The sequence below is a fragment of the Deinococcota bacterium genome (assembly GCA_030858465.1).
GTDB lineage: Bacteria > Deinococcota > Deinococci > Deinococcales > Trueperaceae > JALZLY01.
Genome location: JALZLY010000303.1, coordinates 18458 through 29590, shown reverse-complemented (window position 1 = coordinate 29590; position 11133 = coordinate 18458). Strand labels below are relative to the sequence as shown.

Annotated in this window: 10 protein-coding genes; 7 read left to right on the top strand and 3 right to left on the bottom strand. The window is 66.3% G+C overall.

What is annotated here, in order from left to right; translation table 11 throughout:
* Window positions 1-188: 188 nt before the first annotated feature.
* The 7 genes from M3498_15165 (at window position 189) to M3498_15135 (ending at window position 6978) form a co-directional block, all read left to right on the top strand.
* A complete protein-coding gene (locus M3498_15165; GenBank protein ID MDQ3460620.1) occupies window positions 189-677 on the top strand; it encodes a hypothetical protein in 489 nt (162 codons plus the stop codon).
* 98 nt (window positions 678-775) lie between these two features.
* Complete coding sequence (locus M3498_15160; protein MDQ3460619.1) at window positions 776-1567, top strand: hypothetical protein; 792 nt, start codon at window positions 776-778, stop codon at window positions 1565-1567.
* Between the two features lie 127 nt (window positions 1568-1694).
* Entirely contained in the window at window positions 1695-2810 is a 1116-nt protein-coding gene (locus M3498_15155) for a hypothetical protein (GenBank protein MDQ3460618.1), read from the top strand.
* A 189-nt stretch (window positions 2811-2999) separates the two neighbouring features.
* A complete protein-coding gene (locus M3498_15150) occupies window positions 3000-4274 on the top strand; it encodes a DUF418 domain-containing protein (protein ID MDQ3460617.1) in 1275 nt (424 codons plus the stop codon).
* A 162-nt stretch (window positions 4275-4436) separates the two neighbouring features.
* On the top strand, window positions 4437-5495 hold the full coding sequence (locus tag M3498_15145; GenBank protein MDQ3460616.1) for an ABC transporter substrate-binding protein: 1059 nt from the start codon (window positions 4437-4439) through the stop codon (window positions 5493-5495).
* Complete coding sequence (locus M3498_15140; GenBank protein MDQ3460615.1) at window positions 5495-6247, top strand: ABC transporter ATP-binding protein; 753 nt, start codon at window positions 5495-5497, stop codon at window positions 6245-6247. The genes M3498_15145 and M3498_15140 overlap by 1 nt, the downstream gene beginning before the upstream one ends.
* Complete coding sequence (locus M3498_15135) at window positions 6244-6978, top strand: ABC transporter permease (GenBank protein ID MDQ3460614.1); 735 nt, start codon at window positions 6244-6246, stop codon at window positions 6976-6978. Before M3498_15140 ends, M3498_15135 begins: the two co-directional genes overlap by 4 nt.
* A gap of 68 nt (window positions 6979-7046) precedes the next feature.
* Here the strand turns inward: M3498_15135 and M3498_15130 are convergent, their stop codons facing one another.
* The 3 genes from M3498_15130 to malQ form a co-directional block, all read right to left on the bottom strand.
* The gene (locus M3498_15130) at window positions 7047-8234 is read right to left on the bottom strand and encodes a PQQ-dependent sugar dehydrogenase (GenBank protein ID MDQ3460613.1); all 1188 of its coding nucleotides are present in this window, start codon (window positions 8232-8234) and stop codon (window positions 7047-7049) included.
* 126 nt (window positions 8235-8360) lie between these two features.
* Window positions 8361-9329 (bottom strand): quinone oxidoreductase, encoded by a 969-nt coding sequence (locus tag M3498_15125; GenBank protein MDQ3460612.1) that lies wholly within the window; start codon window positions 9327-9329, stop codon window positions 8361-8363.
* A gap of 69 nt (window positions 9330-9398) precedes the next feature.
* Window positions 9399-10955, bottom strand: coding sequence for a 4-alpha-glucanotransferase (malQ, locus tag M3498_15120; GenBank protein ID MDQ3460611.1), 1557 nt, complete (start codon window positions 10953-10955; stop codon window positions 9399-9401).
* Window positions 10956-11133 lie beyond the last annotated feature (178 nt).

The following is an 11133-nucleotide window of genomic DNA, read 5'->3' as shown; positions in this document are numbered from 1 at the left end:
ATAGCCCTAGGCGTCGCGCTCGGCACGACCTTGCCACCCCTCATCCTGGACGGCGCCACGGGCGCCTGGTACGACCTGTCGCCCGGCGAGGTTTTTACCGACTTCGGCGAAGAGGGTGATTAGGCACTCTTGTGATTAGGCACTGCTATACGGCCCAAGCGTCGAGAGGCGCTGCGCCGCTGAAAGGTATGAAAACCCTGCTGCTGTTTCTGACGCTGAGCGCGCTACCCTTCGCCGGGGCGCAGAGCTTCTATGTGGGCGGCGGCGGCATGTTGCTGGCCGGCGTCGCCCTCAGCGATCCGCGCCTCGAGACCTTGCTCCTGCCGAGCGTCCAGCTAGGCGGCAGCGTCACACCCGACTTCGGCCTGCGCCTGACCGTCGAGACCAACCTGACCTTCGAAACCGGCCTGACGACGACGCTCATAGGCGCCGACGCGCTCTACCTCTTCAGCCCCGTAGGCCCCGCCACCACCGTCTACGTGGGGGGCGGCCCCGACCTCGTCATCACGCCCTTCTTTGGGAGTTCTTTGGTGCTCCCCAGCCTGCACGGCACCCTGGGCCTCGAGTACCGCCTCGAGGTCTTCGGCCTCTTCGCCGAAGTGCAGCCTCAGATCGTTCCTCTCTTCATCGGCGTCTTTTTGACCAAGGTGCGCGCGGGCGTCAACCTTCACTTTTGAACTTCTTGCAGTCAGCCGGAGACGGGGCCGTGGTCGTCCGGCTGCTCAGACCACACGGCACAAATCAGACCACACGGCACAAAAGGGTAGAGGTCGTTATGGTTTCGGATGTCGTCTTACGTTTCAAGGTGCTCATGCTCCTCGTCGCCGCAGCGCTCCTGATGCTGACGGTCGGCGCGGGCTGTATGCGCTCTGAGAGAATATGTATTGGTCAATGGGGAAATCCCGTCCCGTGCCCCGACCCTCCCAACCTCCCTCATGTGAGCATCGCCGCTCCTCTTGCTGATAGCATCGTCACGGGCGAGACCATCACCGTTTGGGGCTCGGTCTCGAGCAATCGCATCTCCAAAGCGCCCATCGTGGAGCTTGTCTACCAGCTCGACGGCGGCAGCGAGGTCGCCGTCAGCCCGCAGGGCAATGGCTTTAGCTTCACCTTGTCTGGTTTGCCTGAAGGCGTTCATGACATCAGCGTATCCGCCAAAGACAGCGCTGGGCAGAGCGCGTCAAGTTTCATCAGCATCAATTACGCGCCTGGGCGAAGCGGAAGGTTTTTCCTCCTCTCCTTCAAAGATATGACGGGTGGGACACGTCCGCCTTGTATGGACCCCAACGTCATCACCACCGCGTTTGTGCACGTCTACTTTTGGCGGGCGGGCGGCTTTAGTGCCCCCATCGCTCTGGTCGTCGAGGGTCTCCCTCCGGGCGTGAGCGGCGTGTTTCCCGCAGACCTTTTGCAACGTAGCCACGAACTGCGTTGGCTCTACCTCACCCTGGAAATCGCCGACCCGTCCGAGGTCTCGCCGGGTACAGGCTCCTTTCGTATTCGTGGGGTCAGCGGCGACCTGGAAGAAACCATCACGGTCCCTCTCATCATCGAGGAATCGTGCTGATGATCGGCCGTTGGACTGGTTTCAAGCGACGTTTCCGGGAAGTCAAGCCCTGGCCTCAACCGGGACTCGAGCAGGCCCGGCTCATTCCCCTGCCAGGAAAGCGAGCAAGGGAGGATACAAGAAGCCCATGCGAAAAGCCTTGCTGACTTTGCTCACCCTGACCTTTTTCCTCCCGTCTTGCGCCACGCTCCACGAGCCGCCTCGAGGCCGGGCTCTCAGCAGCCACGCCGGGGCCGACTTCACCGGCGCCGCTCTCTGGTCGCCCGGTGAGGACATCTTCTACCGGAGCTTTTCCAGCACGACGCACCGCCCGACGCTCTTCCGGGTCAACGCCCAAACGGGGATCAGTGAGAGCCTGCTGGAGGCGGGGGACGTCTTCTCCCTCCAGATGAGCGAAGACGGTGACGCGCTCTTTTACCTCGAGAGCTGTGGAGGGGGCGAGCCCGGTTCTGGGCGTGGCGAAGAAGCCTCGAGCGCCGTCGTTCGCCACTCGCTGAGCGGCGGCGCGCGCGAGCGGCTGCTGGACTGCGGCGTCACCACCTCGTTCTTGTCACCCGCCGGCTTCGTCCTCGTAGGCGGCGGCCGCCTCGCCTACGCTCGAGGCGCCGAGGACGCGCAAGCCAGCTACCTCTACGACTTAGCGACCGGCGAGGAACGCCCCTTGGGCGCGGGCGCGCCGGTCGCGCCGTCGCCCGACGGTAGCGCCGTCTTGCTGAACGGGATTCGGCTCGAGCCGTACGAGTCGCCCGATAAGGCGCTTTGGTCCATCGTTCCCGTAGACGGCGGCGACCCCGAGCTTCTGTCTTTGGGCCTAAGCGCGAACGACTCCCTGTTCAGGATTCGCTGGGACGCGGCAGGCATCCGCATCCTCTTTACGAGGTTCGACCAGGAAGGCCTGAGGGAAGACGAATTGTTCCTCCGTAACGTCACCACCGGTCAGGAACAGAAAGTCGCCAATGCCGAGGGCGTGGGCGGCCCCTTCATGCCTCCGTGGTCGCCGGACGGTAACAAGATCGCCTTTTGGACCTTTGTGTGCCTTAAAGAGGGCGGTGGTTCCTTTCTCGGCCCGCCAAGCTGCGAGGTACTCCGCTCCAGTCTGAACGTCCTCGAGCTGGCGACGGGAGTCAGGCACGTGGTGGACTCGAGCACCCAGGGCGGCGGCGGCAACGTCGCCTTTTCGAGCGACGGCGGCAAGATCGCCTATGGTTTCGGGTCGAGCCTCTACACCAGCGACCTTCCGTAATCAGGCGCCACGGCGTCGGATCAGTGTGATGCTTGCGAGGTCGGCTGAGCCCTAAGGCAACCGGCGCAACCGCTCGAGCCCGCAAGGCTCAGGGTCTCGGCAGAGGCAAAGATAATAAAGGTAAAGGAGGAGCGATGATGTCCCCACTAGGCGAATCGGTTTTGGAACAGCTGAGGAGCGTGACCCAAAATGCTCGCCGGTGAGACCCGCCCGGTCGGAGCCGGGGAGCGCGTGCTTACGCTCGACGTCTTGCGCGGCGTCGCGCTGTTGGGCATCCTGCTCGTCAACATGGCGCTTTTCAGTGGCCCCGCGCTCTGGGACGTGCCGGGCGCCGAGCGCTTTCCGGGGCTGGCGAACCGCGCCGCCGGGCTCTTCGTGGCCTTTTTTGCCTCAGCCAAGTTCATCACCATGTTCTCGCTGCTTTTTGGCATCGGCATCGCCCTCCAACTCGGGCGTTTCGGCGGCGAGAAGCGGCGCATCTTCGTGCGCCGCATGGTCGTGCTGCTGGGCTTCGGTATCCTTCACGGCGTCTTCTTGTGGATGGGCGATATTCTAGCGCCTTACGCCGTCACCGGCCTCTTTCTCTTGCTCTTTTACCGCTTGCCTGAACGCGCGCTGCTCGTCACGGCCTTGACGCTGTGGGGCGGTCTCGTCGTCTTTTTGACCTTTTCCCTAGGCGTGGCGGTTCTGGTTCCTGGGCCAGCCGCCGAAGCGCAGCGGCACGTCCAGGAGCATGCGCTCATCTACGGAACTTACGCGCAGAGGTCGCTCGAGGCCTACAGCACGGGCAGCTTTATGGAGATCACGCGCCAGCGGGCAAGCGAGTACCTCCACAGCCTCCAGGCCAACATCCTCGCGCTGCCGCTCTTTCTCGCCATGATGCTTCTGGGGCTTTACCTCGTTAAACAGGGCATGATTACCGACCTCGGCGCGCGGCTACCGCTCGTCCGCCGGGTGATGGCCTTTAGCCTCCCCGTGGGCCTTGTCGGCAACGGCCTCATCGTCTACGCTCGGCTGGCGATGCTGACGGCGGAACCGGAGCGCTACGCCGCGCTCGAGCTTGCCAGCACGCTCGGCCACGTCGTGGGCGGACCGGCTTTTTGCCTCCTCTACGCGGGCGCTATCACCCTGCTCTGCCAGCGCGCGCCGCGGCTGCTGACGCCACTAGCCGCAGTCGGGCGCATGGCCATTACCAACTACCTCATGCAGAGCTTGCTGGCCGGCTTTATCTTCTACGCCTACGGGCTAGGTTTCTACGGCCGCGTGAGCCCTGCCGCAGCGCTATTCATCACCCTGCTCATCTTCGGCTGCCAGCTCCTCTACAGCCCGCTGTGGCTAAAGCGCTTCCGCTATGGGCCGGTAGAATGGCTGTGGCGCACCCTGAGCTACGGCCGACGCCAGCCCATGCGCCGCGACCGGCCGCTCCCGGCGCCAGGAGAGCAAGCGGAAAAACAAACGGTGTAGCTCTGAGCCTAGGCCTCGCGGACGTAGGCGGGGTCCTTGACAGGAACCCCGGACCGCTCAATACTGGGGCTTATCTCAGTTAGTTGATGAAAACTATCAACTAACTGGCCCGTTGTAGGCCTGTCGCGAATAGGGCGGCGCCTACGACGGTTTGGAGGTTCCATGAGCTGCTGCACCCGAAAGTACTCCGCGTCCACCACCGCGCTCGCCGCCTTGGACAGGGCAGTTGACCGCCGCACCGTCGTCAAGGGCCTCGCCGCCCTCGTCGCCGGGCTGAGCCTGGGCGTGAGCCGCTTCGGCTTCGCGCAGGGGCGCAGGGTCCAGTTGGCCTTCTGCTCGCAGCTTCTCTGCGTGGTTCCCTACGAGGTGACGCTCCGGCGCGGCTACTTCGCCGAGGAGGGGCTCGAGGTCGAGCTCGTCTACACCCGCGGCGGCAGCGCGGCCATGCAGGCCCTGGTCGGCGGCGCGGTGGACTACGCCGCCACCTCGCTCGACGTGGCCCTGCAGGCCTTTGCGCGGGGCGCCGAGATCGAGCGCTTCGCCTCGACCGGCCGCCTGCCGCTCTTCGCGCTCGCCACCGCGCCCGCCCGCGCCGAGGCCATCACCGGGATAAGCGACCTCGCGGGCCGCACGGTAGGCATCTCGGCCCTGGGCAACGCCGACCACGCCTTGCTGCTCTACCTGCTCGAGCAGGCCGGCGTGGACGCGAGCAGCGTCGAGTTCGCCATCTTGGGCCCCAACCTCTACGACGCCCTGCGCCTCGGCCAGGTGGAGGCGGGCATGGTGCAGGAGCCGGCGCTGTCGCTGCTCCAGGAAGAGGGCAGCCGGGTGCTCGTCAACACCATGGACTTAGAAGACGCCGAGCGCTTCCTGGGCGGCCCTTACGAGTTCATGGGCGTGGCGGTGCGCGCGGGCGAGAGCGAGGCGCGCTTTTCGGAGATGCAGGCGATCGCCCGGGCCCTGACCAGGGGCCTCGAGTTCGTCCACACCGCCCCTGCCGAGCTCATCGTGGACACCCTGCCCGACGAGCTCATCGTCGGCGGCGACCGCGCGGCGCTCGAGGCCATCATCGAGCGCTACCGCCTCTCGCTCTACCCCACCACGGTGACCATCGACTTAGAAGCTGCCGAGCGCGTCGAGCGCTCGCTGGCCATCGCCGGCCTGCTCGAGACCGACCCCGACTTAGAGGCGCTCTTCAACTTCGCGGTGGCGGACTTCTAGTGCTCGAGGTTCACGACCTGACCATGAGCTATGGCGCCGAGCCGGTCCTGGAGGGCGTCAGCCTCGAGCTTCGGGCCGGGCAGTTCGTCAGCCTGGTCGGTCCCTCGGGCTCGGGCAAGAGCAGCCTCTTGCGGGTGGTGACCGGCCTGCAAAAGGCCAGCGCCGGCCGCGTCGCCCTCGAGGTGCCGCAGCGCGACATCGGCTTTCTCTTTCAGGACGACGCCCTGCTGCCCTGGCGCAGCGCCCAGCAGAACGTCGCCCTGGGCCTGAAGATCCGCGGCATGAAGCGGCGGCAGGCCCTGGCGGAGGCCGAGACCTGGCTCGTCCGGCTGGGCCTGTCGGGCCTGGCGCAGCGCTTTCCCGCCCAGCTCTCGGGCGGCCAGCGCAAGCGCGTCGCCCTGGCGCAGGTTCTGGCGCTCAGGCCCAAGCTCGTCTTGATGGATGAGCCCTTCGCCTCCCTGGACGCCATCGTCCGGCACCGCATCACCCAGGAGCTGCTGGACTGGGTCGAGCGCGAAAAGCTCACCGTGCTCCTGGTCACCCACGACCTAGAGGAGGCCCTCACCCTCTCCGACGCCGTCTACCTGCTCTCGCAGGGCCCCAGGGCCAGAGTCCGCGAACGCTACCCCGTGCCCATTCCGCGACCCCGCGACCTCTTGAAGGCACGCACCCATCCCGCCTTCGCGCCGCTCCTGGAGCGGCTGTGGCGTGACCTGTCGGACGAAGTGGGCCTGGCCGAGGTCGCCGCGTGAGGCGCCTCGTCGCGGTCCTCGTCCTGCTCGGCCTCTGGGAAGGGCTCTCCCGGCTGGGGCTGGTCGATCCCTTTTTCGTGCCGCCGCCCAGCCGGGTGGGCGAGGTGCTCGTCACCCTCTTCGCCAGCGGCACCATCTGGCCCCACCTCGAGGCCACCTTCGCGGCGGCGCTCATCGGCCTGGCAACGGGCCTCCTCGCCGGCGCCGTCCTCGGCTTCGTCGCCGCCCTGGTGCCGCTCGTCGAGGAGCTGCTCGAGCCGGTCATGATCCTTTTGAACGCCATTCCCAGGGTCATCCTGGCGCCGCTCTTCGTGGTCTGGCTGGGCATCGGCGTCGCTTCGAAGGCGGCGGTGGCCTTTGTCCTCGTCTCGGTCCTCATGTTCTTCGCCGTCTACAGCGGCATCAAGGAGGTAGACCAACGGCTGGTGGAGCGCATCAGGACGCTCGGCGGCGGGCGCTGGCTGCTGGTTCGCGAGGTCTATCTGCCCTCGGTGACGAGCTGGATCATCGGCAACCTGAAGGTCGCCGTCGGCTTCGCCTTCACCGGCGCGGTGGTGGGCGAGTTCGTGGCCTCGAGCCGCGGCCTCGGCTACCAGCTCTCCTTCGCCCAAACCACCTACAACACCGCTCTGATGCTCGCCCTGATCGTCCTGATCATGGCCTTCGTGCTGTTAATCTTCGCCCTGGCGGGCAGGCTCGAGAAGCGCCTCTTGCGCTGGCGCTACCGGTGAAGGTCGCCTACCTCTTCAGCCCGTGCGCCCTCCACGGCAGCCCAGCCGACCAAATCATCTTCTAAACGCTAGCGCGAAGGGGCGACCAGGCGGTAGAGGACGCCTCCCCTATCCGCGACGTAGACCTCGCCCGCCTCGTCCTCGCCGAAGGTGGTGATGCTGAACCCCGTGCTGAGCAGTTCGCTGCTCGACCAGGCGCCCGCCGCGTCCTGGGTGCCGCCCCAGATGCGCCCCGAGCAGAAGTCGCTAAAGAGATAGACCCCCTCGAGCCCTGGCAGCGCCGCGCCGCGGTAGCGGTAGCCGCCCGTCACCGAGCAGCCCTGCGAGTGATCGTACTCCAAGACCGGCAGGGTCAGGCTGCCGTCGTCGCAGTCCGCACTCGGGTTGTAGCAGGCCGAGCCCTCCATCAGCCGCCAGCCGTAGTTCTCGCCGCCGGAGGAACCCGCAGGCTGGAAGTTGATCTCCTCGCGCGCGCTCTGGCCCACGTCGGCGATGAAGAGGTCGCCGGTGGCGCGGTCGAACGAAAAGCGCCAGGGGTTCCTGAGGCCGTAGGCCCAGATCTCGTCGCGCACGGTCTCGTCGCCGACGAAGGGGTTGCTCTCGGGGATGGCGTAGGGTTCTTCCCCATCCACGTCGATGCGGAGCAGCGCGCCCAAGAGCGTCTCGGTGTTCTGGCCGTGGTTCTGTGGATCGCCCCCGGAGCCGCCGTCGCCCATGCCAATATAGAGGTAGCCGTCGGGGCCGAAGCTGGTCTGGCCGCCGTTGTGGTTGCCGTAGGGCTGAGCGATGGTCAAGAGGATCTGGGCGGAGCCCGGGTCGGCGCGGTCGGGATCGTCCGACACCTCATAGCGTGCCACCACGGTATCGTCGTTGGCGTCGGTGTAGTTGACGAAAAAGAGGCCGTTGTCGGCGTAGCCGGGGTGAAAGGCCACGTCCAGGAGGCCGCGCTCGCCGCAGCACGACACCAGCGCGCTCACGTCCAAAAAGGGCTCGGCCAGGACGCTGCCGTCCTCGATAACCGCGATCCTCCCCTCCTGCAAGGTCACGAAGAGCCGCCCCGAGCCGTCGCCCGCGTGGCTGATGGAGGTCGGCTGGGGCAGGTCGCGGGCGATCTCTAAGGTCTCGAGGAGGCCCGGCTCATCCGCCGTGTCCTCCGAGGTCGCGGCGCAGGCCGCGGTCACCGTCACGGCGGCGAGCAGGATGAGTAAACGCAAGGCGCTGTGTCTGAACATGTGTCTGAACATGGGGTCGAACAAGGGTCTCTCCTCTCGAGCCGAAAGCCAAGATCAATCTCCGACTCTAGCTCGATTGTGCGATTTGTGAAACCACCCGAAGAGGTAGCCTCCTACAATTTGGGCCTACTTCGCTCTAGGGAATTCGCCCTAGGGAATGAGCAGTACCTTTCCCGAGGTCCCGCGGCTCTCCAGCTTGCGCTGCGCCTCGGCCGCCTCGGCGAGGGGCAGACGCGAGTCGATGCGCACGCTGATCTCGCCCGAGGCCGCCCAGCCGAGAATGTCACCGGCGCGCCCCTGCAACTCTTCGCGCGTCCGCGTGTAGTAGCCGAGCGAGGGCCGGGTGAGGTAGAGCGAGCCCTTGGCGTTCAGGACCTGCAGGTCGAAGGGCGGCACCGGCCCGCTCGACTGGCCGTAGAGGACGAGCATGCCGCGCGGCGCCAGACAGTTCAGGCTCCCTTCAAAGGTCGTCTTGCCGACCGAGTCGTAGACGACCTCGAGGCCAGCCCCGCCGGTGAGCCTCTTGACCTCCTCGGCGAAGTCCTGCTCCGTGTAGAGGATGACCTCGTCGGCGCCGGCGCCCCGAGCCAGTTCGGCTTTGACCTCGCTCGAGACCGTGCCGATCACCCGCGCGCCGCGCCTCTTGGCCATCTGCACCAGCAGCAGCCCGACGCCGCCGGCCGCCGCGTGGACGAGGCAAGTGTCGCCCTCGGTCAGGGCGTAGGTGCTGTGCGAGAGGTAGTGCGCGGTCATGCCCTGGAGCATGAGCGCCGCCGCGACGTCGGTCCCTAGGCCAGCGGGCAGGACGACGAGCCGCTCGGCCGGGGCGAGCGCGTACTCGGCGTAGGCGCCCTGCAGGTTCGCCGAGGCGACCCGGTCGCCCTCGCTGATGTCGGTTACGCCCGCGCCTACCTCCAGGGCGACGCCCGCGCCCTCGCCGCCGGGGGTATGGGGCAGGGCCAGCTTGTACTGGCCCTTGCGCTGGTAGATCTCGATGAAGTTGACGCCGACGGCCTCGAGCTTGACCAGCACCTCACCCTCGCCGGGCGTGGGGCGCTCGAGCTCTTGGGGGGTTAAGACCTCGGGTCCACCGTTTTTCTCGACGCGAATTACTCTCACCTTTTCCTCCTAAAGATTCTCGAGCCAAGCATTCTCGAGCCGGGTGTTCTCGGGCCAAGCATTCTCGAGCTAGGCATTCTCGACCGCCGATGCCGTCACCGACTGGCGGTAGGGGGTGTCGGCCACCGGCCCTTCCGGCAGCCGGCCGTAGCGGTGGGTCATATCCCTCAAGGCTCCGGCCAGGCCGGGGTTCAGGCTGCCCTGCAAGTAGCGCCAGTCCCAGTTGCCGGCGGCCACGCCGGGCGTGTTCATGCGCGCCTCGGAACCCAGTTGCAAGACGTCTTGCAAGGGCGCGACGGCGATGTCGGCGACCGAGGCGAAGGCCAGGCGCATCATGTCCCAGGCGATGGAGCTTCCGTCCACCGCCAGGTAGCGCCGGGCCATGTCGCGCTCGTTTTCAGGGGCTCCCTCGAACCAGCCGCGGCTGGTGTCGTTGTCGTGGGTGCCGGTATAGACCACGAAGTTGCCCGTGTAGTTGTGGGGCAAGTAGGGATCGGTGGGAGAGCCGCTAAAGGCGAACTGCAAGACCTTCATGCCCGGCAGAGCGTTGTCGTCGCGCAGGCGCTCGACCGCCGGGGTGATGACGCCCAGGTCCTCGGCGATGATGGGCAGCTCGCCCAGGGCCGCCCCCACCGCGTCGAAAAAGCTCTGGCCGGGGCCCTTGACCCAGCGGCCACGGACGGCGGTGGGCTCGGCGGCGGGAATCTCCCAGTAGGCCTCGAGGCCGCGGAAGTGGTCGATGCGCACGATGTCGACGAACTCCAAAGTGCTCTTGAAGCGGGCCACCCACCAGCGGTAGCCGTCCTTCTTCATCTCCTGCCAGCGGTAGAGGGGGTTGCCCCAGCGCTGGCCGGTCTCGCTGAAGAAGTCCGGCGGCACCCCCGCCACCACGGTCGGCTTGCCCGCCTTGTCGAGGAAGAAGAGCTCCGGGTTGGCCCAGGCGTCGGCCGAGTCGTAGGCGATAAAGATGGGGATGTCGCCGACGATCTTGACACCGCGCTCGTTGGCATAAGCCTTGAGCGCCAGCCACTGGCTGTAGAAGAGCCACTGCCAGAACTTCTGGCGGCTCACCCCGCGCGCCAGCCGCTCGCGCCAGCCCTTGACGGCCTCGGGCTTGCGGGCGCGGATGGCCTCGTCCCAGTCGTCCCAGGCCTTGCCGCCATGCGCCTCCTTGACGGCCATGAAGAGAGCATAGTCCTCGAGCCAGCCCTCCTGCGCCCGGCAGAAGCCTTCAAAGGAGCGGCGCGCGTCGCTCGAACCACTCGCCTCGAAGCGCGCAAAGGCGCGGCCCAGCAAGTCCAGCTTGAAGGGGATCACCGCCCCATAGTCCACATAGTCGTCCGGAAAGGCGGGCCGGTCGATAAGATCGCGCTCGTCCAAAAACCCTTCCGCCACCAGCCTATCGGGACTGACCAGATAGGGGTTGCCGGCAAAGGCGCTGAAGGCCTGGTAGGGGCTGTCGCCGTAGCCCGTAGGGCCGAGCGGCATGAGCTGCCAGAGGCTCTGACCCGCGCTCTCCAGAAAGTCGATCCAGCGGTAGGCTTCGTCGCCCAGATCGCCGACGCCGTAAGGGCCGGGCAGCGAGGTCGGGTGCAAGAGGAGGCCAGCGGAACGTTCGAATGCCATCGTCACCTCACAGAAGCGTTAGCGCACAACACAAAAGCACAACACAAAAGCACAACACAAAAGGACGCCCCAAAGGAGCCAGGGCTTTGATCCGATCCATACTAACAGCAATGGCTCGGAGCCACTTTAATGCCGGCTCTACAGTAGCGGGAACAGTAGCGGGAACAGTAGCGGGAGG

Excerpts from the sequence above, each read along its gene's own strand:
- M3498_15145 (MDQ3460616.1), top strand. The coding sequence starts at position 4,437 with ATGAGCTGCTGCACCCGAAAGTACTCCGCGTCCACCACCGCGCTCGCC.
- M3498_15160 (MDQ3460619.1), top strand. The coding sequence starts at position 776 with ATGGTTTCGGATGTCGTCTTACGTTTCAAGGTGCTCATGCTCCTCGTC.
- M3498_15155 (MDQ3460618.1), top strand. The coding sequence starts at position 1,695 with ATGCGAAAAGCCTTGCTGACTTTGCTCACCCTGACCTTTTTCCTCCCG.
- M3498_15150 (MDQ3460617.1), top strand. The coding sequence starts at position 3,000 with ATGCTCGCCGGTGAGACCCGCCCGGTCGGAGCCGGGGAGCGCGTGCTT.
- malQ (MDQ3460611.1), bottom strand. The coding sequence starts at position 10,955 with ATGGCATTCGAACGTTCCGCTGGCCTCCTCTTGCACCCGACCTCGCTG.
- M3498_15165 (MDQ3460620.1), top strand. The coding sequence starts at position 189 with ATGAAAACCCTGCTGCTGTTTCTGACGCTGAGCGCGCTACCCTTCGCC.